Below are 25127 nucleotides of genomic sequence, written 5' to 3'. Positions count from 1 at the left end.
GCAATCATCGTTTTTTTCAGCTCCATAGCCTCCAACCGATATCAACGGCTATCCGAAGGAGGACTCCACTTGCACTTTATGCCTGCCTCGTTCTCACTTGGCAGGCCCATGCTCTGGATTTCAGTGGTTATCTGCGTAGCGGGGTTGGCGGCTCGACCGAAGGCGGTACCCAATCCTGTTTTCAATTGCCCGGCGCACCGTCGAAATATCGGCTCGGCAACGAGTGCGAACAGTACTTCGAACTGGCCCTGCAGCAAGACTTGCTCAGCTTTGGCGACGGCTCGACGATTGGCGTCTACAGCATGGCGCAGTTGTACAACCAGTATGGCCACTCATTGAAATTCAGCGATGAGCACGGTTTCAGCCGCCTGAGCCAATGGTACGTCGAGTGGAAGGACATGCCGGCCCTCAACGGTGGTTCCTTCTGGTTCGGTCGCCGCTGGTACAAACGTAACGACATTCACATGTCGGACTTTTTCTACTGGAACCAGAGTTCCACCGGCTTCGGCTTTAACGAAGTTTCCATCGGCGATCTCAAATACAGTTATGTGTTCTCGCGCAAGGACAACCAGGATCAGGAACCCTACGTCAATCGCCATGACTTCAATGTCGATGGCTTCGAGCCAAATCACAACGGCAAGCTGGAAGTGGGTTTCAGTTATATTCAAAAACCGGACAGCCGCGACGCTCATAGTGGCTGGTCGTTGGCCATTCAGCACAAACAGAAGGATTTCCTCGGTGGACTTAACACCCTGGCGTTGCAATATGGTCGTGGACCGGGCACCGGTCTGAGTTACACGGGCGACGCCAGCCTGAACAACGGCGATAAAAGCTGGCGTCTGGTCGAGTACTTCGACTGGGAGATGACACCACGTTTCAGCGGTCAGTTCGCAGTGGTCTATCAGAAGGACATTCGCCCCGACGGCGACGATCAGCGCTGGCTATCCGTTGGGGTGCGGCCGGTCTATGCCTTCACCGAGCAGTTCAAGCTGAGCGCCGAAGTGGCGCGCGATCAAATCAAGGCAAGCAATGGCACCCGCAAATTGACCAAGTTCACCATCGCGCCAACCTGGTCGCCGGCCGGACCAGGCTTCTGGAAACGTCCGGAGATTCGCCTCTATTACACTTATGCTGCCTGGAACGAGGCGGCGCAACGTGCGGCCGCTCCCGAATCCACGCTATCGGACACCGGCACCTTCGGTTCCGACCGTCATGGCGCAAACTTTGGTATGCAACTCGAGTATTGGTGGAAATAGAGCATTCGGCTCGGGAGAGCAGGCGGGGCCCACGATGAACGAGCCCCGGCTCGTCCCGGCAGTGCCGAAGGCTGCTCGACCGATCAGCGCCGACCCTCAACCCAGGCCAGCCTTTCCAGGGACGTCAGCCATGCCATGAAGCCGACATCCACACGATTTTCGATCTCGTATTCGAAAGCCTGGCCAGCTCAGTCCTCCATGTATTCCGCCAAGGTATCGGGGCGGCAGACGATCAGGGTGCGCTGCTCGAAGCGAATCACGCCCTGGCGGGCGAACTGGTTGAGGACCCGGTTCACCGTCTGCCGGCAGGAGCCGACCAGATACGCCAGTTCCTGGTGAGTGATACGCACGTGAAAGCGGATTTCCCCTTCCCGCGATTCGCCCCAGTTGCGCGCCAGACGCATCAGCACGCGCGCCAGGCGCGCTTCGGCACGGCGTCCGGTCTTGTCGGCGACGGCATCGCAGGCCAGCCGGAGGCGTCCGCTGACCTGGCGGATGACATTGATCGCCAACTGCGGATGCAGGTGCAGCAGGCGCTCGAACTCGCCCCGGCTCAGGCTGCGGATCACAGCGCGTTCCTGGACCTGCGCGTTGACCGACTGTTCCTCGGCCCCGGATATTCCTCCGGCTCCGAACAGATCGCCGGGCACGCAGAACCAGAACACGGTGATTTCGCCCTGTCCGGACAGGTGGAAGATCTTCACCCGCCCCTCTTCGAGCATGTAGATGCGGCTGGCCGGGTCGTTGGCGCGGAACACCATGCTGCCCCGGCGGTATTCGCGGCGCTCGGTGGCATTCATCACTTCGTCGCGCGCCTCGGGAGACAGTCCGGCGAACAGATCGAACCTTTCCCAATACCAGGGAATGACAGGCTCTTTTTTTATAGCTTTAAGCATTTAGCATAAAAAAATTGAGTCTAAATTTTGTCGCACCGGCGACAGACCGTCGGCGGGTCTGGCGCAAGAATCCCAGCCGTTCCTCGAACGAATCATATACGGCGCTCCGGGCCGAACCGGCTGGCCGGCCAAGTATTTGTTCGTCTTATGTTATTCCATCGAAGAATTAAAAACCGAATACATATAAACGCTTGAGGCTTTTCACGATGTCCAAGAGCAAGTCCCCGCCCTTTCGCACGCCCGCTCCGCTGCCGGCGGGAAAATATCTGCGGCTGCTGGGCAAGCCATTGTTGCTGGGGCTGCCGTGGGCGGTTCTGCTGGCCCTGTGGACGGCGGTGCCCCATCTGAGCGAACGCTATGCCGCCCTGGTTCCTTCGCCGGCGAGCGTGCTGCGCCACGCGCTGCCGATGCTCGCCGACGGCAGTCTGTTCGTGCATTGGGCGGCCTCCGCCTCAAGAGTGATCGGCGGTGTCCTGCTGGGGGTGCTGGCGGCGGTGCCGGTGGGTTTCGTGCTCGGCTGGTACGCCGGCGCCCGGCGGCTGCTGACGCCGCTCCTGAACTTTTTCCGCGCCCTGCCGCCGATCGCGCTGATTCCGCTGACGATCGTCTATTTCGGCATCGGCGAGGCGGCGAAGATCCTGGTGCTGGTCTACGCCGCGTTCTTCACCGCGGTGGTGGTGCTCTACGAGGGCATCTCGCGGATCGCGCCGATCTACGTGAACGTCGCCCGCACCCTGGGCGCCAGCGAGCGCGAACTCTTCCTGCGCGTCGTCCTGCCGCTGGCGCTTCCCCATGTACTGACCGCCACCCGCGTGGCGCTCGGCGTGGGCTGGATGACCCTGGTGGCTTCCGAGCTGGTTTCCGCGCAGAACGGGCTGGGCTCGATGATCCAGGTGGCTGCCTCCTACTTCCAGTTGGAAGTCATCTACCTGGGGCTGATCTGCATCGGTTTCACGGCCATGGCCATGGACTTCCTGCTGGTTCGCCTGAGCGCCCGGCTGGTCGGCTGGCAGGAAAGGGTGAAGTGATGGGCGGCATAGAGTTTCGCAACGTGTCGGTGCGCTATCCCGCCGCGCCCAACGACGGCTGGGTGGTGAAGAACCTGTCCCTGAGCCTGGCCAAGGGCGAGTTCGTCTCGCTGATCGGCCCTTCCGGCTGCGGCAAATCCACCCTGCTCAAGCTCGCCGCGGGAATGCAGGCGCCGACGCTCGGCAGCCTGAGCATCGACGGCCGGCCGATCACGGGGCCGGGCCCGGAACGCGGCGTGGTGTTCCAGGAGTACGGCGTGTTCCCCTGGCTCAGCGTGCGGCAGAACATCGAGTTCGGCCTGACCCTGCGCGCCAACCGCCGCGCCCCGGCCGAACGCGCCGCCATCGTCGACAAGTACCTGGAGCTGATGGGCCTGGCCGACTTTCGCGACGCGCTGCCGGGCACGCTGTCCGGCGGCATGCGCCAGCGGGTGGCGCTGGCCCGCGCCTATGCGGTGGCCCCGGACTATCTGCTGATGGACGAACCCTTCGCCGCGCTGGACGCGCAGACGCGCCTGGTGATGCACGACCTGCTGCTGGAACTGCAGGGCCGCGAGCGCAAGGGCGTGCTGCTGATCACCCATTCGGTGGACGAAGCCCTCTACCTCTCCTCGAAGATCGTGCTGATCAGCGCCCGTCCCGCGCGCCTGCTGGAGGTGGTCGAGGTTCCCTTCGCCCATCCCCGCGACGAGACGCTGCGCGCCGATCCCCGTTTCGCCCGGCTGCACGCCCACCTGCGCCAGCGGGTGATGCAGGCCTACGCCGAACAGCAACACCAGGACAACCCCCATGCCTTGCCCCCGGAGAATCCCTGAATCATGAAACGCAGATCCCTGCTGCAAGGCGCCCTGGCCCTGGGCGCCGCCGCCTCGCTGCCGTCCCGGCTGCTCGCCGCGCCGCGCGAGAAGCTCAAGGTCGGATACCTGCACACCCTGTCCGCCGACGCCCACTTGTGGCTGGGCGAGCACCTGGGCGCCTGGTCCGCACAGGCCATCGAGATCGAGCCGATACGCTTCGTCACCGGCCTGGAGGCCTACCAGGCGCTGGCCGGTGGCAGCGTCGACCTGGTGACGACCGGCGCGGTCATCTCCAACTTCCCGGCGCGCGGCCAGGGCAAGGCGTTCCTGGTCAACGCGCTGGAAACCGGGATCGCGCAGATCTGGGCCGATCCGGCGGCCGGCATCCGCTCGCTGGCCGACCTCAAGGGCCGGCAGGTCGCCACCACGCGCGGCACCACCGCCCACTTCTTCCTGCACCGCGCGCTGCTCGCCGCCGGGCTGGACAGCACCAAGGACGTGGAAATCGTCCACCAGCGCCTCGACCAGGCGGTGACCTCGTTCATCGCCGGCTCGGTACCGGCGACCTCCCTGTGGGTGCCCTTCGACGTGCCGATCCGCCAGCGCCGGCCGCAGGCCGCATTGCTGGCGCAGTCCGGCGACTACCCGGACGCCACGGTGGTGGACGGCTGGTCGGCGCGCAACGAGCTGCACGCCAGCCGGCCCGATCTGCTGCAACGCTTCATCCGCGGCTGGGCACGGGCCAACGACCTGCTGGTCGAGCAGCCCGACGAGGCGCTGAAGATCCTCGCCGCGAGCCACTACAAGGAATTCGACTTGGCGGAACTGCGCCGCCAGCACGCGCTGATCACCTGGTACCCGAGCCGCGAATGGCCGCGTTACTACCGCGACGGTTCGGTGCAAGCCTGGCTGGACCGGGTGACCGCCTTCAACCGCGAGGTCGGGGCGATCCAGGACCCGCTGCCCGCCGCCCGCTACTTCGATCCGCAACCCTTCCTCGATGTCTTCGCCTGAACGGCAGGAGCCCAGCCATGTATCACTACAAGCACGCCAAATCGGTCGTCGAGCCGGTCCCCATCGAACAGCGTTACCGGCACATCCGCCCTCGCCCGCAGATGCCCGACTTCGCCGCCGAGGTGGACATCGACCTGTCGCGGCCGCTGGATGAGCCGGTCCGCGAGGAACTGCGCCAGGCCCTGCGGGATTTCGAGGTGCTGTTCCTGACACCCCAGGAACTGACCCCGGAACAGCACCTGGAGCTGGCCTCGGTGTTCGGCCCGGTGGCCCAGGGCGCCTACTTCCCGCGCAAGGACAGTCATCCGCAGATCGAGGTACTGGCCAACGACGCCCGGCGGCCGGCCTCGGTGGACCACTGGCACAGCGATCTGACCTGGCTGGAAGAGCCGCCCGCCGGGGTGGCGATCCAGCTCGTCGAAATCCCGGCGAACGGCGGCAACACCGCCTGGGCGAGCATGAGCAAGGCGTTCGCCGCCCTGTCGCCGGGGCTGCAGGAATACCTGCGCGGCCTGCGCGCCACCCATACCTGGGAAATCAGCCAGTGGCGCAACTACCTGGCCAACCTGGGCGAGGAAGTCCTTCTCAACTCGATCCGCCGCTTCAAGCCGGTGAGCCATCCGGTCGTGCAAAAGCACCCGCAGTCGGGCAAGGAAATCCTCTACGTCAACGAAACCTTCACCCGCAATATCGACGATGTTCCCCCTCAGGAAAGCCGCGAGATCCTGCGCTTTCTCTGCGAGTGGCTGAAACAGCCGGAATTCGTCCACAGCCACCGCTGGCAGCGCAACGGCATCGCCATCTGGGACAACCTCGCCACCCAGCATTACGCCCTGGCCGACTACTGGCCGCACAGTCGGGTCAACCAGCGGGTGACCTTCAATGCCCAGGGCAGCCGGGCGCCGGTGGCCAACACCCTGGCCGAAGTCGGCGGCCTGGGTGTCGAATCCAGGGTCGCCTATGGCTATTGAGGCATTGCGCCAGCTCCGTACCGCGCGTCTGCACCTGCACTACGCCGACAGTGGCCCGGCGGACGGGCCGGTCGCGGTGCTGCTGCATGGCTGGCCGGACTCGATCCTGGGCTGGTCGGACCTGGTGGCGGCGCTCAACGCCGCCGGCTGGCGCACGCTGGTGCCTTTCCTGCGCGGCTTCGGGCCGAACCGCTTCCTCGCCCCGGACACGCCGCGCAGCGGTCAGGCCTGTGCCATCGCCGCCGACGTGGAAGCCCTCGCCGACGGCCTCGACATCGAGCGTTTCGCATTGATCGGCCACGACTGGGGCGCCCGCGCCTCCTACGCGCTGGCGGCCTTGCGCAGCGAGCGGATCGAGCGGCTGGTCGCGCTGTCGGTCGGCCATGCGCCGCCCGCCCCGCTCGGCCTGCGCCAGGCGCAGAACTACTGGTACCACTGGTATTTCGCCCTGCCGCGCGGCGAGGCGGCGCTGCGCGAAGACCCGCGCGCCCTGTGCCGTCACCTGTGGCAGTCCTGGTCCCCCGGCTGGGCGTTCCCGGACAGCCTGTTCGAAGCGGCCGCGCAGGCCTTCGACAACCCGGACTGGATCGCCGTGACCCTGCATTCCTACCGGCAACGCTGGGGCTTCGCCGCGGGCGATCCGGCCCATGCGACCTGGGAAGGCCGCCTCGCCCAGGGTCTGCCCATCCCGGTCCCGACACTGGTGCTACACGGCGCGGACGACCGTTGCAACGATCCGTCCACCTCGGCGGATGCCTCCCTGTTCGTCGGCCGCTACCGGCGCCTGCTGCTGCCGGGCGTCGGCCACTTCCCCCAGCGCGAAGCCCCGGAAACGGTGAGCGCGGCCGTGCTGGACTGGCTGGGAACGCCCGGGCAGGCGGGAAACCGGGCTCTGTAGCAAAATGCCTGCGCTCGCTGGATGCGTCGTTGAAAACCGGTTCGGAATGCTCATTCACCGCGCGCAGGCCCTTCTTCCTCACCAACTCTTGCCTGGCCCGACCTTCGCTCGACGACTTTCGTACAGCCCCTAGCGAAAGCGCGGCGGCTCGAACGCCGTCACCGGCGGCGCTTCGCCGCTCCAGCGCTCCACCTCCACCTGCGCGCTATGGGCGGTGCAGCCCTGCGACAGGCTGGAGGCGCCGACGTCGTGGGTCAGCACGTTGGGGTTGCCGTGCTTCTCCAGACTATTGTGCTCGGCGGGATCGACGGGGTCGTACCAGGCGCCGGTGGCCAGTTGCACTACGCCGGGACGTATGTCTTCGCTGAGGATCGCGCCGGCCAGCAGCGCGCCGCGTTCGTTGAACACCCGCACTATGTCGCCGTCGGCGATGCCGCGGGCGGCGGCGTCCCGCGGATGCAGGGTGAGCGGCTCGCGGCCGTGGATCTTCGAGGCCCGGCTGTAGGCGCCGTGGTCATACTGGCTGTGCAGGCGGGTCTTCGGCTGGTTGGAGATCAGGTGCAGCGGATGGCTGGGCGGCGGCGGCTCGAACCAGACCGGATGGCCGGGGCAATCGGCGTAGCCGAAGCCGGCGATGCGCTCGGAGTGGATTTCCAGCCGACCGGAGGGCGTGCCCAGCGGGTGGGCCTCGGGGTCGTCGCGGAACTCCTCGAGCAGGATGGTCTGCTGCGCCGGGCGGGGCACCTCGAAGCAGCCCTCGGCCCAGAAGACCTCGAAGTCCGGCAGTTCGATGCCCTGCTCCCTGGCGCGCTGCCGCGAGCCTTCGTAGCTGTGGCGCAGCCAGTCCAAGGTGTCGCGGCCCTCGCCGAAGCGGTCGGCGAAGCCCAGACGCCCGGCCAGGTCGAGGAAGATGCGGTAGTCGTCGCGCGCCTCGCCGACCGGCTCGATGGCGCGCTTCATGGCCAGCATGAAACGGTCCGAACTGGCACTGCCGATGTCGTCGCGCTCCAGTGCGGTGGTCGCCGGCAGGACGATGTCGGCATGCTTGGCCTGGGCCGTCCAGTACTGCTCGTGGACCACGATGGTCTGCGGGCGCCGCCAGGCGTGGAGGAAGCGGTTGAGGTCCTGGTGGTGATGGAAGGCGTTGCCGCCCGCCCAGTACACCAGACGAATGTCCGGGTAACGGTGGCGCCGGCCGTCGTAGTCGAACGGCGCGCCCGGCCGCAGCAGCATGTCGGCGATGCGCGCGACGGGAATGAAATCGCGCACCGGGTTCGTGCCCTGCTCCAGGCGCGGGCCGGAAAACGGCTTGCGCCCGCTGCCGGTGTTGTTCATCGCCCCGTAGCCCAGGCCGAAGCCGCCGCCGGGCAGGCCGATCTGGCCCAGCAGGCAGGCCAGCACCAGGGTCATCCAGAACGGCTGTTCGCCGTGCACGGCGCGCTGCAAGGCGTAGGCGACGTTGATCATGGTGCGGCCGGCGGCCATGCGCCGGGCCAGTTCGACGATGCGCGGCGCGGGAATGTCGGTGCGCGCCGCGGCCCACTCCGGGTCCTTCGGCTGGCCGTCGACGACCCCTAGCAGGTAATCGCGAAAAGGTTCGAAACCCACCGTGTAGCGCGCCAGGAAAGCCTGGTCGTGCAGACCCTCGTCGACCAGCACATAGGCCAGCGCCAGCATCAGCGCGGTGTCGCTGCCCGGCCGCAGGGGCCACCACTCGCAGTCGGCCGCGCCCTGCAGGTCGCTGCGCAGCGGGCTGAGGTTGACGAAGCGCACGCCGGCCCGCGACAGCCTGTCGATGGCCTCGCGCAGCAGGTGATCGCTGGCGCCGCCGGGGCTGACCTGGGCGTTCTTCAGCGGCAGGCCGCCGAAGGCGACGAACAGTTGGCAATGCTCGGCCAGGTTGTCCCAGGAGGTGTGCCGCGCCAGCAGCCAGTCCATGTCGCCGGCGATGTGCGGCAGCAGCACGCGCCCGGCGCCCAGGCTGTAGCTGTCGCGGCTGGAGACGTAGCCGCCGAAGCCGTTGAGGAAGCGATGCAACTGGCTCTGCGCATGGTGGAAGCGGCCGGCGCTGCTCCAGCCGTAGCTGCCGCCGAAGATCGCCCGGTTGCCGTATTCGCCGCGCACCCGGCGCAGCTCGGCGGCGACCAGATCCAGCGCGGTATCCCAGTCGACCTCGACGAAGGGCTCCCGCCCGCGTCCTTCGCCGCTGCCGCCCGGCCGCTCCAGGAATCCCCGGCGCACGGCCGGGCGGCGAATCCGGCTGGGCGAGTCGATGGCGCCCGGCAGGGAGGCGCCGATGGGCGACGGATCGCGGTCCCAGGGCACCGGACGCATCTCCACCAGGCGGCCGTTCTCGACCAGGGGCCGGTAGGCGCCCCAATGCAGCGAGGTATAAGTCATCGTCGTTCGCCAGACAGTTCGGGAAAGCGGGTTCGCGGCGGGCAAAACGCCTCAAAGGCGCGACGGGCAAGCCTATGGCAGCGCTTTCGAACTGCTAAATACAAATAAATAATATGTTTATTATGCAATTTCATAATAATGATGCCTGCGCCCATGGGTGCGCAGCAGGTGCCTTCCATACTCCGTTTCGGACAGGCCGAGCGCCTCGTGAAACCGGGGTTGCCGTCATCCCCGGTCGAAGCTACCGGCACTCCGGCGCTTGCCCCGGCAACGATGAACAGGGCAGCGGAAGCCCGCCCGCAGCACGGCGATCCCCGCCTTCCCCCACTCGCCCAAACACATACAAAGTTTTTATTTTTAAAAAAATAAAATTCAAAAAATTAATAATAATCATAGAACCAAAAACAATTTCACAGTCACTTTTCAGGGGCATACGGTTGTAACCAGCCGACCCCCTCTCCGGTGGAGGCAGTAACGAACTGCCACTCATTACCGGAGATACGCCGATGTGCGCCGCCTCGAGTTTCTACAGTGCCACGGGGGCCAGCCAGAGCCTGGAGTTGCAGGCCGATGTGCTCGTGCTGGGCGGCGGTCTGTCCGGAACCTGGGCCGCCGTCGCGGCGGCCCGCGCCGGCGCGCGGGTGATCCTCGCCGACAAGGGTTGGTGCGGCGCCAGCGGCGTCACCGCGACGGCCGGCCCCGGACACTGGTGGGTGGCGCCCGAGGAACGCCGGGCCGCCATCGACAAACGCCTGGCCGGCGCCCTGGGGCTAGCCGATCCGCAGTGGATGGCGCGGATTCTCGACTGCACCTGGCGCACCTTGCCGACCCTGGCCGGCTACTACGACTTTCCCCGCGACGAACGGGGCGTGACCCAGTATCGCGGCCTGCGCGGCCCGGAATACATGCGCGGCATGCGCCGGCTGGCCGAGGACAACGGCGTGTCCATCCTCGACCAGAGCCCGGCCCTGGAACTGCTGCGCAACGCCGACGGAAGACTGGCCGGCGCGCGCGGCTGGCAGCGCCAGGCCAGGCGCGACTGGCAGGTGCGCGCCCCGGCCGTGGTGGTGGCGACCGGCGGCTGCGGGTTCCTCTCGCGCCTGCTCGGCAGCCAGACCAACACCGGCGACGGCCATCTCATGGCCGTGGAGGCCGGCGCCGAGCTGTCCGGCATGGAGTTCTCCAGCTACTACTGCATCGCTCCGCTGGACAGCACCATGACCCGCTCCATGGTCTACACCTTCGGCAGCTATTTCGACGACGCCGGGCGGCCGCTGGGCATAGTGCCCGGCCCGGACTTCACCAACGCCCTGGCCCGCGCGCTGCTCCAGGGCCCCGTGTACTGCCGGCTGGAACGCGTCCCGGAAGCGCTGCGCGCGCGCCTGCCCTACGTCCAGCCGAACCTGATGCTGCCGTTCGCCAGGCGCGGCATCGACCCCTACCGCGACCGCTTCCCGGTGACGCTGCATGCCGAGGGCACCATTCGCGGCGTGGGCGGCCTGCGGGTCGTGGACGCGCATTGCCAGACCGGGGTGCCGGGCCTGTTCGCCGCCGGCGATGCGGCCAGCCGGGAGCCGGTCACCGGCGCGGTTTCCGGCGGTGGCGCGGTGAACGCGGCCTGGGCGCTGTCCTCCGGGCAATGGGCCGGCCAGGGCGCGGCCCGCCATGCGCGCGGCAACGCATCCCTCGCACGCCGGGGCCTGCTGCTCGGCCTGGGCGGGATCGGCATGCCGCGCCGGCAGGGCGACAAGGCTCCCGACAACCGGACCCTGGTGCGACGCATCCAGGAGGAAATGCACCCCTACGACAAGAACCTGTTCCGCTCCGGCGGCCAACTGGATCGTTCGCTGGCGGAACTGGAAAACGTCTGGGACCGCTTGCGCCACGCTCCCGAGGGTCACGGCGGCGATCCCCTGCGCGTGCGGGAAACCGCCGCGCTGGCGGCAGTGGCCCGCTGGTGCTACGGCGCCGCCCTGGAACGCCAGGAGAGTCGCGGCCTGCACCAGCGCAGCGATGCGCCGGCGCAACGCGTGGAGTTCGACCTGCACCTGCGCAGCGGCGGCCTGGACCGGCCCTGGGTGCGTCGCGACGGACTGCCGGCAAGCACCTGGACGGACTTCGAGAACAGGAGCCACAACGCATGATCGAGCTGATCTTCAAGGACCTTTGTTCCGGCTGCGGAAGCTGCGTGCGCCTGTGTCCGGGCAACGTCCTGGGCCTGGATACGGACGGCAAGCCCCTCATCCGGGACCAGACGGCCTGCCAGACCTGCTTCATGTGCGAGCTGTACTGCACGGCCGACGCGCTTTACGTCGACCCGGACTGCGAGCACCCGGTAGCCCTGGACGCCCACGAGATCCGCGAATCGGGCCTGCTCGGCCAGTACCGCCGCGATTCCGGCTGGGACGAATGGGCCGCCGACCCACGCTACGCCAACCAGCATTGGCGCATGGACGCCATCTTCGCCCTGGGCTACGGCCTGCTGTCGCCGGCCATCCCGGGCGCCACGGGAGAAGCCGATGAAAAACGCTAGCCGTCTCTGTCTCACCCTGGCCGGGCTGCTGTCCTGCTCGGGAATCGCCTGGGCGCAGAACCTGCAAGCCCTGCGGGTGGCCAATCAGAAATCCGGCATCAAGCTGCTCCTGGAGGCGGCCGGGGAACTGCAAGAGGTGCCCTACGCCATCCAGTTCTCCGAATTTCCGGCGGCCGCGCCGCTGGGCGAGGCGCTGAACGCCGGCGCGGTGGATGTCGGCGGCCTGGGCGACGCGCCCTACGTTTTCGCCCTGGGCAGCGGTGCAGCGCTGAAGGTCGTCTGCATCGTCCATGCGGCCGGCCGCCTGAGCACGGCGATCATCGTGCCCAAGGACTCGCCCCTGCACGGCGTCGCCGACCTGAAGGGTAAGCGCATCGTCACCGGACGCGGCTCGATCGGGCATTTCCTGGCGCTCAAGGCCCTGCGCGAGGCGGGACTGCAAAGCAGCGACGTACGCTTCGTCAACCTGCTGCCCAGCGACGCGCGCAGCGTCCTGGAGAGCGGCGGCGCCGACGCCTGGTCGACCTGGGACCCGTACACCGCCATCGCCATCACCCAGGGCGCCCGGGTGCTGGTCAACGGCAGCCACCTGCTCAGCAACAACTTCTATCTGGCGGCGACCGCCCAGGCCATCGAGGACAAACGCCCGCAACTCACGGACTTCGTGAAGCGGCTGGAGCGCGCCTATCGATGGGCCAACCAGCATCCGGACGCCTACGCCGCCGCCCAGTCCAGGGTCACCGGCCTGTCCCGCGAGACGCACCTGGAGTCGGCCAGGAATACCCGTTTCCAGCGGGTCCCGATCGACGATGCGCTGATCGAGGGTCTGCAGGCGACCGCCGACCTGTATTTCGAGGAAGGCATCACCGGCAAGCGAATCGAGGTTTCGCAGGGCTTCGACAGGAGTTTCAACGAGGCGGCCGACGGACCGCTTCTACCCGCCCCGTCCCGGGTCCAGGCCTCCGGCCGCCCATGAGTCCTTTTCAGGAGATCGCAACGATGAGCATTTTCCAGTCCGGCCAGATCGGCAACCTCGCGCTCGCCAACCGTATCGTCATGGCCCCACTCGGCCGGGCGCGCTCGGACGTGCAGAGCCGCGTCCCGCTGCCGCGGGTGGCCACCTACTACAGCCAGCGCGCCGGCGCCGGGCTGATCGTCTCGGAAGCCACCCATGTCTCGCCGAACAGCGTCAGCCGCCCCGGCGGCTCGGCCATCCACACCGCCGAGCAGGTCGAGGGCTGGAAGGCGGTGACCGCCGCCGTGCATGCCGCCGGCGGGCGGATCTTCCAGCAGCTCTTCCACCTCGGCCGCAAGGCGCACCAGGGCCGCCTGCCCGGCAATGCCCTGCCGGTCGCGCCCTCGGCCATCGCCGCACAGGGCGAAGTGGAAACCCCGCAGGGACCGCAACCCTTCCCCGTGCCACGGGCGCTGGAGCGCGCGGAAATCCCCGCGCTGGTCGAGGAGTTCCGCCAGGCCGCGCGCAACTCGCTGCTGGCCGGCTTCGACGGCGTGGAAATCCATGCCGCCAACGGCTACCTGATCGACCAGTTCCTGCGCGACGGCAGCAACCGGCGCCAGGACGACTACGGCGGCAGCGTGGCGAACCGGGCGCGCCTGCTGCTGGAAATCGTCGACGCCGTCATCGGCGTGTTCGGCCCCGGCCGGGTCGGGGTGCGCATTTCGCCGCATTTCGAGGTGGACGGCATCGGCGACAGCGATCCCGCCGCGCTCTACACCCATGTCGCCGAACAGTTGCAGGCGCGCGGCATCGCCTACCTGCACCTGATCGAACCGGACAGCGTCGAGCCGGCCCGGCGCCTGGCGCCGCGCCTGCGCCAACTGTTCCGCGGCGCCTTCATCCTCGCCGGCGAGTTCGACCGCGCCAGGGCGATCCGCGCGCTGGCGGAGGGGCGCGCCGATTTCGTCGCGTTCGGCCGGCTGTTCATCGCCAATCCCGACCTGGTCGAGCGCCTGCGCCGCGAAGCGCCCCTGAATCCGCCGGACGAGGCCACCTTCTACAGCGGCGAAGAGCACGGCTACATCGATTACCCCTTCCTGGCGGTCGGTTGAACGCCGTCCAGCCGCGCCCGCGCGGGCACACCCTTACATACAAGGAGGCAAAGAAAGCATGAGTACGGGACAACTCAAGCTGGGCACCATGATCCATGGGGTCGGCCATGGCTGGGGAGAATGGCGGCACCCCGAGGCCCTGGCCGACGCCAGCGTCAATTTCGAGTTCTACCGGCAGCAGGCCCAGGTCGCCGAGGCGGGCAAGTTCGACTTCGTGTTCATCGCCGACAGCCTGCACATCCACGAGAAATCCAGTCCGCACTACCTCAACCGCTTCGAGCCCCTGACCATCCTCTCGGCGCTGGCGGCGGTGACCCGGCACGTCGGCCTGGTGGGCACCGTCACGGTCAGCTACAGCGAGCCCTTCAACGTCGCCCGCCAGTTCGCCTCGCTCGACCACATCAGCGGCGGGCGGGCCGGCTGGAACGTGGTGACCTCCTGGCTGTCCGGCACGGCGGACAATTTCGGCAGGGCCGAGCATCCGGCGCATGCCGTGCGCTACCGGATCGCCAGGGAACATGTCGGGGTCGTGAAAGGACTGTGGGACTCCTGGGAGGACGATGCCTTCGTCCGCGACAAGGCGAGCGGCGAATTCTTCGCTCCCGGCAAGCTGCACGCGTTGAACCACCAGGGCGAGTTCTTTGCCGTCAAGGGTCCCTTGAACATCGCCCGTTCGCGCCAGGGGCAGCCGGTCATCTTCCAGGCCGGCATCTCCGAGGCCGGCCGCGATTTCGCGGCGCAGAACGCCGACGCGGTCTTCACCAACCCGGGCTCGTTCGACGAAGCCCAGGCCTTCTACCGCGACCTCAAGGCGCGTGCCGCCGCTCACGGCCGCGACCCGCGGGAACTCTCGATCCTGCCGGGCATCAGCCCGATCGTCGGACGCGATCCCGTCGAGGTCGAGCGGCGTTACCGGCAGGCCGTCGACCTGGTGTCCATCGAGGACGCCCTCGTCGCCCTCGGCCGCCCGTTCGACGACCACGATTTCTCGCGCTACCCGCTCGACGAGCCCTTCCCCGATATCGACGACGGCGACGACAGCCATAAAGGCAGCGCCGACCGCATCAGGCGAGTCGCCCGCGAAGAAGGACTGAGCCTGCGCGAGGTGGCGCTGCGCTTCGCCCTGCCCGACCGGACCTTCGCCGGCACTCCCGAGCAGGTCGCCGACACCCTGCAGCACTGGTTCGAGAAGGACGCGGCGGATGGTTTCATCGTCAGGTCGCTGCTGCCGGACGGCCTGGAGCATTTCGTCGAGCTGGTCGTGCCGGTCCTGCAGGCGCGCGGCCTGTTCCGCCGGGAATACAGCGGCCGGACCCTGCGCGACAACCTGCGTCTGCCGGTGCCGGCGAACCGCTACAGCGTGCGCGACGAAGCGGGAGCGGCGAGATGAGCGAATCCCTCAACCGCCTGCTGGCCGAACTGCACGCCGAACGGGAACGGACCTGGGACCCGGCGGCGCTGCGGGTGAACGTCGAGCAGCGCCGCCGCCTGGTCGAGGAGGCTCGAGCGGAGCGCTTCGTCAAGGCCGGCGAGCGGGTCGAACCGTTCGAACTGCTGCGGGTCGAGGGCGGCCGCCTGACGCTGGACGAGCTGGTCGCCAACGGCCCCGCCGTGCTGGTGTTCTTCCGCTTCGCCGGCTGCCCGGCCTGCAACATCGCCATCCCCTACTACCAGCGCAACCTCCAGCCGATCCTGCACGCATGGGGCGTGCCCCTGGTGGCGGTCAGCCCGCAGATTCCGGAACGCCTGGGCGAGATCAAATCCCGCCACGGGCTGACGCTGGAAGTGGCCAGCGACCGGGACAACGCCCTGGGCCGGCGCTTCGGGATTCTCTACGAATTCGACGAGCCCTCCCGCCGGGCTTCCCTGGCCAAGGGACCGGGCATCGGCGCGCTGACCGGCACCGGTACCTGGGAGCTGCCGCAGCCGGCGGCGATCGTGATCGGCCGCGACCGGCGCGTGCACTTCGCCGAGGTGAGCCCCGACTGGCTGGTGCGCACCGAAGCGCTCCCCATCCTGGAGGCGGTCCGGGCGCTGCTGGAAGCACCGCGGGCCCTCCGGGCCACGCCCTGAACGACAGGGATTTCATCCGTAAGTAAGGAGAGGAGAAAACCGCATGACCACAGCAACTCTGGCCAGCAAGACCGAAACCCTCGAAATCACCCCGCTGGAGCCGACCATCGGCGCCGAAGTGAGCGGCGTGGACCTGAAGAAACCCCTGAGCCCGGCCCAGCGCGACCGGCTCAAGGCGCTGCTGCTGCAATACAAGGTGCTGTTCTTCCGCGACCAGCACCTGAGCCGCGAGCAGCAGGTGGCCTTCGCCCGCCATTTCGGCGAGTTGTACGTGCATCCGACCTCGAAACAGCCCGACGAGCGGTTCCCGGAAGTGCACCAGATCATCGCCAGCGAGGCCCGGGCCCGCTACGGGGACGCGCTGCGCGGGCGCTGGCACTCGGACACCAGTTGGCTGCTGGAACCCACCTACGGCGCGGTCCTGCGCCCGCTGGACCTGCCGCCGGCCGGCGGCGACACCATCTGGGCGGACAGCGGGCTGGTTTACCGGGGCCTGCCCGATGACGTCAAGGCGCGCATCGACGATCTCTACGTGGTGCACAACTTCAAGCCCTCGCTGGACGCGGTGGGCTTCGACTATCCGCTGGTATCCCATCCGCTGGTGCGCACCCATCCGGAAACCGGCGAGGACGTGCTCTTCATCAACTTCTCCATGTTCCCCTACATCCTCGGCTGGAGCCCGGAGGAGAGCCGCGAACTGGTGGACTACCTGCTCAAGGAGTTCAGCACCCCGGAATACCATGTGCGCTTCAAGTGGCGGGAGGGTTCGCTAGCCTTCTGGGACAATCGCTCCAGCCTGCACTATCCGGTGCACAACTACGGGGACTATCCCCGCGTCATGGAGCGGGTGCTGATCGCCGACGACGACATTCCGCATCGGCTCAGGAAGGCCGCCAGGGCGGGTTGATTTTTCTGTGTCGGAGTGTAGGGCCGGGGCGCTTTCCTGTCTGGGAGGACAGGTTTCGCCCCAACCAGGGAAAACGTATCGGTCCTGCACCTGCCCTTCCCCCCACCGACAACGAACGAGACCCCACCCCATGCATCTCGCCCTCTTCCTGACTCACTCCGGCAGTCACCTGGGCGGCTGGCGCCTGCCCGGCGGCGCCGAATTCTTCCTCTCCCTGATGGTGCCGGAGTTGCAGCGGCGCGGCCTGTTCCGCACGGAATACCGGGGAAGCACCCTGCGCGAGCACCTCGGCCCGCCCAGGCCGGTCAATTCCTTCGATGGCGCCCACGCCTGAAACGGCGCAGAGAGTCCCCACGTCGAACGACGATGCAGCCGGGCTCCCGAGGGAGCATGTGAGCGACTTTCCCGCCGCCCGGATATCCGCAGCGGTCCAGCGCCGCCTGGCCCCGGATCCGGCCGACGGTCCGGCGCTCGACGGACCCTGACCCGCTCCGGACTTTCCCATTCTCCGCACCAACGCAACCCGTTCACGCATGCGCCTGCACGCACGGCGATCCTCTGCGTCGCGATAGCGGCCCCCTCGCTTCAGTTATATAAACCAAAATCATTATATAGATATTTCTATAATGTTTTTGCATATTCAGACGGCTTTTCCTAGCATCACGACAGCAGCGCAAATCCGTCTTGTCGCATATCGGCAAGCACCTTTCAGAATGGAGAACATGTGAAATGAGTCTGGAGTTCATTGGTTTCATCGGCCCGCAGGAAGCGAGCGAATCCCTGGCCGCGCGCGGACCGCAGGTCGACCGGGAATTCATCAAGGCCTTCGCCCAGGCCCAGGAATACGGTGGTTTCGACAAGGCCCTGCTGGCAGTGAACACCAGCGTGCCGGACTCCCTGGTGCTGGCCAGTTACGCCGCCGCCCATACCGAACGGCTGGGCCTGCTGGTCGCCCACCGCCCCGGCTTCCAGGCCCCCACCTTCGCGGCCCGCCAGTTCGCCACCCTGGATCAGTTGAGCAACGGGCGCGCCGCGATCAACGTGATCACCGGCGGCGACAGCGGCGATCTGCAGCGGGACGGCGAACTGCTCGCCGACAAGGACGAGCGCTATCGGCGCACCGACGAATACCTCGACGTGTTCAAGAAAACCTGGACGAGCACCGAGCCTTTCGACCACCAAGGAAAGTACTACCAGATCACCGACAACCTGACCCAGGTGAAGCCCGTGCAGAAGCCGCACCTGCCGATCTTCTTCTCCGGCGCCTCCGACGCCGCCGTGGAGGTCGCGGCCAAGCACGCGGACGTCTACATGATGTGGGGCGAACCGGTGGAGAACATCCGCGAACGCATCGCCCAGGTACGCAAGGCGGCGGCCAAGTACGGCCGGGACAAGCACATCCGCTTCAGCCTGTCGCTGCGCCCGATCCTGGGCGCGACCGAGGAGGAAGCCTGGGCGCGTTCCCAGCGCATCCTGGAAAGCGCCACCCGGCTGGTGAACCAGCAGGGCGGCTGGCGCCGCTTCAAGGAAGGCGCCAAGAGCAACGTGGGCGCCGAGCGCCTGGTGGACTTCTCGCGCCAGAGGCCCGTGCACGACAAGCGCCTGTGGACGGAGATCGCCGCGCTGACCGGTGCCGCGGGCAACTCGACCTCCCTGGTCGGAACGCCCGACCAGGTCGCCGAGGCCGCGCTGGACTACTACAACGTCGGCGTGACCACCTTCCTGTTCCGAGGCTTCGACCCGTTGCGCGATGCCGTCGAATACGGGCAGGAGCTGCTGCCACGCATCCGCAAGCTGGTGAACGAGCAGTCCGCCGCGCCGAAAAGCCTGGCCGGCTGAAGCGAACGACGCTCCGGGCGCACCGCAAGCGCGTGGCTCCGCCGGGCCATCGGCGCTTGCGAATCCGCAGCGATCGCTTTCGGTTTCTTCCTGTCATCCCCCGGATAGACGTTTCGTTCAGGAGTATTGCCGATGGGCAGCGTCCTTACAGCCAATGGCCCCGCTGCCGGGCCATGGCCTGAAGCGGATATTTCTGGCGAGGTTCCCGACTTTGGCGCGCCGGTCCGGCGCGCCCTGGGCTCCGTGCGCTTCGCGGCGCCGGATACGCGCCCGTTGCGCCGCCGGGAAGCGCTCCTGCTCGGTGCCCTGGCGCTGGCGCTGCACGCCGGCGCCCTGCATTGGCTCGGCCGGCACAGCGCGCCGCCCCTGCCGGAAGTCCCCGTGCAAATCCCTCCCATGACCATCGAGTTCAGCAGCCCGGCCCCACCCGCCGAGCCGGTCGAACCGACGCCTCCGCCACCGGCGGTCGCCGCACCGGAACCGCCTCCCCCTCCGCCGGTGGTCGAGGAACTGGCCCCCAGGAAGGCGCCGCCCAAGCCCCCCAAACCCCAACCGCCCAGGCAGAAGGCCGAAGCCAAGCCGGCCAGGACGCCTCCGGCCAAGGCCGAGGCGCCACCCGCTCCGACGGCGCCCCCGGCCCCGGCCCCGGCCCCGGCCCCGGCCCCGGCCCCGGCCGCCCCGACATCGGCGCCCGCGCCCGCCCAGGCCCCGCTCACGCCGCCCTCGGCCGGCGCCGGCTATCTGAAGAATCCGGCACCCGAATACCCGGCCCTGGCCCTGCGCCGCAATTGGGAAGGCAGCGTCCTGCTGCGCGTGCATGTGCTGGCCAGCGGCAGGCCGAGCGAGATCCGCGTCCAGCAGTCCAGCGGCCGCGACCTGCTCGACGAAGCCGCGGTCGCCGCGGTCCGCCGCTGGAGCTTCGTCCCCGCCAAGCGCGGCGACCAGGCCCAGGACGGCTGGGTGACCGTGCCCATCGATTTCAAACTGAACTAACCCATCCGCACCCTTCTTCAGGAGGAACCCACCATGGATCTGCTCGGCAACCCCTTCGCCTCGGTCGAACATGTCGTCATCTGGGTCTTGATCGGCTTTTCCGTCCTCACCTGGGGCCTGGCCCTGATCAAGACCATCCAGTTCGCCCGCCTCGGATACCGCGACCGCCGGCTGCTGAAACACTTCTGGCAGGCGCCCAGCCTGGACAGCGCCGCCGAACTGGTCCAGCGCCAGGCCAGCGCCGTGGCCCATGTCGCCCAGGCCGGCTTCGCCGCCATCCGGGAGGAGCCCGGCCAGCACGACCTGGCCCATTCGATCAACCACCAGGACCGCCTCGAACGGGCCCTGCGCCAGCAGATCCAGCGCGAGCGCCGCTCCCTGGAGTCCGGCCTGGCGGTGGTCGCCTCGATCGGCTCCACCTCCCCCTTCATCGGCCTGTTCGGCACCGTCTGGGGCATCATGGAAGCGCTCAAGGGCATCAGCGCCGCCGGCTCGGCCAGCCTGGAAACCGTCGCCGGCCCGATCGGCGCCGCCCTGGTCGCCACCGGCGTGGGGATCGCCGTCGCGGTGCCCGCCGTGCTGGTCTACAACTACTTCCTGCGCCGCCTGAAGCTGACCGCCGCGGACCTCGACGACTTCGCCCACGACTTCTACAGCCTGGCGCAGAAGAGCGCCTTCAAGCTGATCCCGTATCCGCGCGCCGGCCGGAGCCAGGGTGTCCAGCACGTCAAGGAGGCGATCTGAGATGGCCTTCTCGACCCAGGAAAGCGACGAAGTCCTCAGCGAGATGAACGTCACGCCGCTGGTCGACGTGATGCTGGTGCTGCTGGTGGTGTTCATCGTCACCGCGCCGATGCTGACCAACAGCATCCCCATCAACCTGCCCAAGACCGAGGCGGTCGCCCCGCCGGACACCAAGGACCCGCTGGTGGTGAGCATCGACGGCAGCGGCAAGCTGTTCATCAACAAGGACGAGATCCAGCCCGACCTGCTGGAAAGCAACCTGCAGGCGGCCAAGGCTGCGGATGCCGAGCTGCGCGTGCAGTTGCAGGCCGACGACCAGGTGGACTACGGCGTGGTGGCCAGGGCCATGGCCGCCATCGAGCGGGCGGGGATCACCAAGCTCGCGGTGATCACCGCACGCTGATCGCACGTCGGGCCGTGTCTTCAGACGAGCCGGGCGTCGAGGGGAAACTGCTCCACCCGGATGCTCGCGCCGCTGGCTTCGGGATGTACGGGGTTGAACAGATAGTTGGTCGTGCAGGGGATGATGGCACTGGGTACCGGGAGCAGCAGGGCGCTCCTCGTATCCAGAAACCGGTCGCCGATGGCGCGGGTGGCTTCCGGGTCGGACTTCCAGTTCTCCGGCAGCGGCGCGAGTTCGGCCAGCGAAACCGGATCCGGAAGCTCGATGCGGATCAACTGCAGCGTCGCCGGGAAGTCCTCGGGATCGATTTCCAGATGGACGAGCACCTCCAGCATCGCCCCGGCCGGGCTTTCCGCCGCATAGACGACCGGCCTGCCGATATGATGCCAGCGGCCGCTGGCGCGCAAGCCGCCGACTCCGCCGAGATCGGCGTAGGCGCTGATCCGCCAGAGGATCACAAGGCCAGGCCTTCGACGATCTGCAGCAACATTTCTTCCACCTGAGCGGTGCCCTGCTGGGTGGTGAGCATCTGCATGGGAGTCAGGCCGGAAAACCGCTCCTTGGGTTTGGAAAGCCAGCGCCTGGCCTTTTCGCGATCGCCGAAGACGGCTTCGGCCATCGCCGTGATGTGAGCGGCGCGAAAGAACCTGTCGCTTTCCTCCACGGTCAGCGGCTGATCGCGCTCGATGCGGCTCTTGAGGGTGCGCAGGGGAATGATCTGGTCGCGCTCCAGTGGCGTGACAACCCCGGCCTCGGTCAACTGCATCAGGCGTGCCGCGGGAAAGCCCTGGGTAATCCGGGTGTGGATCTCGAAGTCGGTTGCCGACTCGGGAATGTCCAGCAGACTGCGAAGACGCACCCGGTACGCGGTATAGCCGTGGTCACGCAGCACTTCGGCAAGCATGGAGGACCTCCGATCCGGTGTTCGCCGGATTGTATCCGGCATTCGCCGGAGCGGACAAGCGTGCCCTCTCGCGGACACCGGGGCCATGGCCGCCATCGAGCGGGCGGGGATCGCCGGGTTCGCCGTCAATCAGGGCGGTTCCGGCCACTTCCCCCGGGCCTGGAAGCGGCTACGGCTTTCGTTTCCGCCCGGATCGTCCCTATGTGCTTTCCCGCTCGACCAGTTGGCATTCGAGCCGGTTCAAGCGCTGCACCGGCAGCGTCGTGGCTATCGCCCCGAGGCTTTCCAATACCCGCAGCGCAGCCATTTCACCGATCGCCAGCGACGGTGGCCGGATGGTGCTCAGGCTCGGTAACAGCATGTGGGCGAAGGCGTAGTCGCCGAACCCCATGACAGCGCAATCGTCGGGGATGCGCAGGCCCATGCGTTGCGCGGCGAGCAGGCCGCCGGCCGCCAGGTTGTCATTGGCGAAAATGATCGCATCGGGCTTCGGCGTACCCTGCATCAGCGTTTCCATGGCCTCCTTGCCTGCCTCGAAAGGTGCGCTGCCGATGCTGGGGACGAAATTCCAGGGCTGGAGTCCAGCGGCTTCCAGGATGGCCGCATAGCCATCGCGCCTATCCAAGGCGCTGAAGTCTCCGGCGGCGCTGTTCAGCACGAAGGCGATGCGCCGGTAACCCTTGCCGAGCAGATGGCGTACCGCCATTTCCCCCACATCGTAGTGCTGGAAACCGACCTGAATGGGCGCGCGTTCGGGTTGGTAATCCCAAATCTCGACCACGGGGATGTCCGTTCCGGCAAGAAGTTTTTCCGTGCCCTCGCTATGGAAATGACTGGTGACCACCAATGCGGCCGGCGACCAGCCGAGAAAAGCGCGCACGGCATTTTCCTCCTGTTCCGGCGAGAAGTAGCTGGAGGCCAGCAGCAACTGGTATCCGTGCCGGCTCAGGGTGTCGCTGAAGCCCTGGATGGTATTGGCGAAGATGGGACCCGAAATATTCGGGATGACCATGCCGACGATACGGCTGCGCGCGGAAGCGAGGCTGCCGGCGACCAGATTGGGTACATAGCCGAGTGCCGAGACGGCTTCGCCGATACGCTGACGCAGTTCTTCCGAAACCCGCTCGGGATGATTGAAGAAACGCGAGACGGTCAGCGCCGAAACCCCCACCTCGCGGGCGACGTCGTTAAGCGTGATGCGCCCGGCCGTACGCCGTTTGCGGGGAGGCGATGAATCGCTCACAGGCTTTCCTCTCGAAACTGAATATAAAAGTAATTTTTGATTATTTGACGATCTATCTGGAACACTTCGATACTGCGCATGTTAGCGCTGACATAACGAGTTATTTCTCGTCATCTGCCACTCGCACACACGAGACCAGAACAGGCGCTTCGTTCAGATCCAGTAGCCGAACAGACCGCATCCGGTCCTTCGGGGCAGAGCAAGAGCATGAAAGAAATCAGTCATCACATCGGCGCCGAACCCAGCAACAGACAGCATTTTGCCAATTATCGCGATCCCCTGGCATTGGCGGTTCTGCTGTCCTGCCTGGGAGGCTCCGCCTGGGCGGAGTCGGACGCGGCAACGACCGAAGCCACGGCATCGAGCACCGATGGCGAGCCGGTTCTCCAGGCCGTCACCGTTACGGCCACCCGCCGCGAGGCCTCCTTGCAGGAGATTCCCGTGGCCGTTTCGGTGATCGACGGGGAGCAGTTGGAGCGCGACAACCGCAACAGCGTCGCCAGCATCGTCCAGCAGGTACCGACATTGAACTTCCGCACCGGTGCCTCGAACAAGGACACCTCGCTGTTCATCCGCGGCGTCGGCACCATCTCCACTTCGCCGGGCATCGAACCGACCGTGGCCACGGTGATCGATGGCGTGGTGTTCGGCCGGCCCGGCCAGTCGACCCTCGATCTGGTCGATCTGGAACGCATCGAAGTGCTGCGCGGACCGCAAGGCACCCTGTTCGGCAAGAACGCCTCGGCCGGTGTGCTCAACATCGTCTCCCGGGCCGCGCCGGAACACCTCCAGGGCTACGTCGACTATTCGCACTTCGGCAACGGCAACGAGAACCGCGTGCGCTTCGGCGTCGGCGGTCGCCTGACCGACAGCCTCAAGGGCTCGCTGAGCGGCCTGCTCGGCAAATACGACGGCAACGTGGAAAACGTCGCCAACAACGACGATGTCAATGGCTACGACCGCACGGGCCTGCGCGGCAAACTGGAATTCGAGCCAAGCGAAAACTTCAAGTTCACCCTGATCGGCGACTACTCGCGCAGCGACGACGACATCCCCAACGGAGTGGTCGTCTCGACCGGTAGCGCCGCCTTCGCCGACTCGCTCAAGCCGGTATCGCCGAGCCGACACAACCAGGACATCGCCAGCGACTACAAAAGCCGCGTCGAGGACACCAACGCCGGCATCTCCGGACAGGCCGAATGGCGGCTGGGCGACTTCACCCTGACCTCCATCACGGCCTGGCGCCGCTGGGACAACACCCAGTTCCAGGATGGCGACCGCCTTGAGGCCCTGCCGCTGAGCGCTTCTCACGACAAGGGCGAAGTGGACTACGACCAGTACTCCCAGGAGTTTCGTCTGACCTCGCCGAAGGGCGGATTTCTCGAATACGTGCTGGGCGTCTACTACATGCACGGCCGCACCGAAGAAACCTACCAGCGTCTGTCGGTGAACGGCGGAGTGGCCAATCAGGGGCGCGCCGACTACGACGTGACCAGCGACAGCTTCGCCCTGTTCGGCGAGAACACCTTCAATTTCACCGAGAATTTCCGGGGCATCTTCGGCCTGCGCTGGACCCAGGACGAACTGGAATACACTCACCGCCGGGTTTCCACCTCGCCTGTCGCGGTCACCGGCATCCAGCCCTCGACCGCCAGCTCCGGCTCGGTGGACGAGGACGAGTGGAGCGGCCGCATCGGCGTGCAGTACGACTTCACCGACCACCTGATGGGCTATGCCACCTACTCGCGAGGCTACAAGGGGCCGGCCTACAACGTGTTCTTCAACATGCAGCCGCGCGACACCGAATCCCTCAAGCCGGAAACCTCCGACGCCTACGAGATCGGCCTTAAGGCCACGGCGCTGAACAACCGCCTGACTGCCAACCTGGCGATCTTCCACACCGATTACGACGACTACCAGGCGAACTTCTACGACACCGTGGCCGGCCAGGTGGTGACTCGTCTGGTCAATGCCGGCAGCGTCTACACCCGCGGTGTCGAACTGGACTACAGCTTTCAGGCCACCCGCCGGTTCCGGCTGTCCGGCGCCCTGGCCTATACGGAGGCGCGCATCGACAGCTTCCAGTGCCCGCCGGGCGCGGCCGCCAATTGCGACGTGGACGGCAAGCCACTGCCCTTCACGCCGGACTGGAAGAGCT

At 67.0% G+C, this 25127-nt stretch carries 23 protein-coding genes and 1 pseudogene; 19 read left to right on the top strand and 5 right to left on the bottom strand.

The window, feature by feature from the left end; genetic code table 11:
* The first annotated feature begins 38 nt into the window (after positions 1–38).
* Complete coding sequence (locus tag AVCA_RS10055; RefSeq protein WP_041807534.1) at positions 39–1256, top strand: maltoporin; 1218 nt, start codon at positions 39–41, stop codon at positions 1254–1256.
* A 188-nt stretch (positions 1257–1444) separates the two neighbouring features.
* On the opposite strand, the gene AVCA_RS10050 is transcribed toward AVCA_RS10055, so the two are convergent.
* Positions 1445–2152 carry a Crp/Fnr family transcriptional regulator gene (locus tag AVCA_RS10050; protein ID WP_012700790.1) on the bottom strand — a complete coding sequence of 236 codons (708 nt, stop codon included), beginning with the start codon at positions 2150–2152 and terminating at the stop codon, positions 1445–1447.
* Between the two features lie 206 nt (positions 2153–2358).
* On the opposite strand from AVCA_RS10050, the gene AVCA_RS10045 reads away from it, so the two are divergent.
* Genes AVCA_RS10045 through AVCA_RS10025 form a run of 5 tightly spaced genes read left to right on the top strand, consistent with a single transcriptional unit; the run spans position 2359 to position 6860 of the window.
* A complete protein-coding gene (locus tag AVCA_RS10045; protein WP_012700789.1) occupies positions 2359–3180 on the top strand; it encodes an ABC transporter permease in 822 nt (273 codons plus the stop codon).
* On the top strand, positions 3180–3995 hold the full coding sequence (locus AVCA_RS10040) for an ABC transporter ATP-binding protein (RefSeq protein ID WP_012700788.1): 816 nt from the start codon (positions 3180–3182) through the stop codon (positions 3993–3995). The genes AVCA_RS10045 and AVCA_RS10040 overlap by 1 nt, the downstream gene beginning before the upstream one ends.
* Positions 3996–3998: 3 nt before the next feature.
* Positions 3999–4991, top strand: coding sequence for an ABC transporter substrate-binding protein (locus AVCA_RS10035; RefSeq protein WP_012700787.1), 993 nt, complete (start codon positions 3999–4001; stop codon positions 4989–4991).
* Between the two features lie 17 nt (positions 4992–5008).
* Positions 5009–5962: a TauD/TfdA dioxygenase family protein gene (locus AVCA_RS10030; RefSeq protein ID WP_012700786.1), complete on the top strand. Its 954-nt coding sequence runs from the start codon at positions 5009–5011 to the stop codon at positions 5960–5962.
* Positions 5952–6860 carry an alpha/beta fold hydrolase gene (locus AVCA_RS10025; RefSeq protein WP_012700785.1) on the top strand — a complete coding sequence of 303 codons (909 nt, stop codon included), beginning with the start codon at positions 5952–5954 and terminating at the stop codon, positions 6858–6860. The genes AVCA_RS10030 and AVCA_RS10025 overlap by 11 nt, the downstream gene beginning before the upstream one ends.
* 129 nt (positions 6861–6989) lie before the next feature.
* Here the strand turns inward: AVCA_RS10025 and AVCA_RS10020 are convergent, their stop codons facing one another.
* Positions 6990–9260: a molybdopterin guanine dinucleotide-containing S/N-oxide reductase gene (locus AVCA_RS10020; protein WP_012700784.1), complete on the bottom strand. Its 2271-nt coding sequence runs from the start codon at positions 9258–9260 to the stop codon at positions 6990–6992.
* Positions 9261–9766: 506 nt separating this feature from the next.
* Here AVCA_RS10020 and AVCA_RS10015 point away from each other — a divergent pair.
* The 12 genes from AVCA_RS10015 to AVCA_RS09960 all read left to right on the top strand — a co-directional run bounded on the left by AVCA_RS10015 (position 9767) and on the right by AVCA_RS09960 (position 20822).
* On the top strand, positions 9767–11404 hold the full coding sequence (locus tag AVCA_RS10015; protein ID WP_012700783.1) for an FAD-dependent oxidoreductase: 1638 nt from the start codon (positions 9767–9769) through the stop codon (positions 11402–11404).
* Positions 11401–11793, top strand: a complete 393-nt coding sequence (locus tag AVCA_RS10010) for a 4Fe-4S dicluster domain-containing protein (protein WP_012700782.1) — start codon at positions 11401–11403, stop codon at positions 11791–11793. Before AVCA_RS10015 ends, AVCA_RS10010 begins: the two co-directional genes overlap by 4 nt.
* A complete protein-coding gene (locus AVCA_RS10005) occupies positions 11780–12769 on the top strand; it encodes an ABC transporter substrate-binding protein (protein ID WP_012700781.1) in 990 nt (329 codons plus the stop codon). Before AVCA_RS10010 ends, AVCA_RS10005 begins: the two co-directional genes overlap by 14 nt.
* Before the next feature lie 23 nt (positions 12770–12792).
* Entirely contained in the window at positions 12793–13863 is a 1071-nt protein-coding gene (locus AVCA_RS10000) for an alkene reductase (protein WP_012700780.1), read from the top strand.
* Between the two features lie 58 nt (positions 13864–13921).
* On the top strand, positions 13922–15253 hold the full coding sequence (locus AVCA_RS09995) for an LLM class flavin-dependent oxidoreductase (protein WP_012700779.1): 1332 nt from the start codon (positions 13922–13924) through the stop codon (positions 15251–15253).
* On the top strand, positions 15250–15936 hold the full coding sequence (locus AVCA_RS09990) for a peroxiredoxin-like family protein (RefSeq protein WP_012700778.1): 687 nt from the start codon (positions 15250–15252) through the stop codon (positions 15934–15936). The genes AVCA_RS09995 and AVCA_RS09990 overlap by 4 nt, the downstream gene beginning before the upstream one ends.
* Positions 15937–15979: 43 nt before the next feature.
* On the top strand, positions 15980–16843 hold the full coding sequence (locus AVCA_RS09985) for a TauD/TfdA dioxygenase family protein (RefSeq protein ID WP_012700777.1): 864 nt from the start codon (positions 15980–15982) through the stop codon (positions 16841–16843).
* 130 nt (positions 16844–16973) lie between these two features.
* Positions 16974–17177, top strand: coding sequence for a hypothetical protein (locus AVCA_RS09980; protein WP_012700776.1), 204 nt, complete (start codon positions 16974–16976; stop codon positions 17175–17177).
* A 395-nt stretch (positions 17178–17572) separates the two neighbouring features.
* Positions 17573–18682 (top strand): LLM class flavin-dependent oxidoreductase, encoded by a 1110-nt coding sequence (locus tag AVCA_RS09975; RefSeq protein ID WP_012700775.1) that lies wholly within the window; start codon positions 17573–17575, stop codon positions 18680–18682.
* 132 nt (positions 18683–18814) lie between these two features.
* Entirely contained in the window at positions 18815–19675 is an 861-nt protein-coding gene (locus AVCA_RS09970) for an energy transducer TonB (protein WP_012700774.1), read from the top strand.
* 33 nt (positions 19676–19708) lie between these two features.
* Positions 19709–20419, top strand: a complete 711-nt coding sequence (locus AVCA_RS09965; protein WP_012700773.1) for a MotA/TolQ/ExbB proton channel family protein — start codon at positions 19709–19711, stop codon at positions 20417–20419.
* Position 20420: 1 nt separating this feature from the next.
* A complete protein-coding gene (locus AVCA_RS09960) occupies positions 20421–20822 on the top strand; it encodes an ExbD/TolR family protein (RefSeq protein ID WP_012699476.1) in 402 nt (133 codons plus the stop codon).
* A 20-nt stretch (positions 20823–20842) separates the two neighbouring features.
* Here the strand turns inward: AVCA_RS09960 and AVCA_RS09955 are convergent, their stop codons facing one another.
* The 3 genes from AVCA_RS09955 to AVCA_RS09945 all read right to left on the bottom strand — a co-directional run bounded on the left by AVCA_RS09955 (position 20843) and on the right by AVCA_RS09945 (position 22969).
* Positions 20843–21280 (bottom strand): RES family NAD+ phosphorylase, encoded by a 438-nt coding sequence (locus AVCA_RS09955; RefSeq protein WP_012700772.1) that lies wholly within the window; start codon positions 21278–21280, stop codon positions 20843–20845.
* Entirely contained in the window at positions 21277–21726 is a 450-nt protein-coding gene (locus tag AVCA_RS09950; RefSeq protein WP_012700771.1) for an antitoxin Xre/MbcA/ParS toxin-binding domain-containing protein, read from the bottom strand. Before AVCA_RS09950 ends, AVCA_RS09955 begins: the two co-directional genes overlap by 4 nt.
* 199 nt (positions 21727–21925) lie before the next feature.
* Entirely contained in the window at positions 21926–22969 is a 1044-nt protein-coding gene (locus tag AVCA_RS09945) for a LacI family DNA-binding transcriptional regulator (protein ID WP_175556059.1), read from the bottom strand.
* 207 nt (positions 22970–23176) lie between these two features.
* Between AVCA_RS09945 and AVCA_RS09940 the strand changes: the two are divergent.
* Positions 23177–25126 (top strand): annotated as a pseudogene (locus AVCA_RS09940) (TonB-dependent receptor); the annotation flags it as partial.
* Position 25127: the final 1 nt, after the last annotated feature.

Origin of the sequence: Azotobacter vinelandii CA, assembly GCF_000380335.1 — a bacterium.
GTDB lineage: Bacteria > Pseudomonadota > Gammaproteobacteria > Pseudomonadales > Pseudomonadaceae > Azotobacter > Azotobacter vinelandii.
This window is presented reverse-complemented; position numbering and strand designations above follow the sequence as displayed.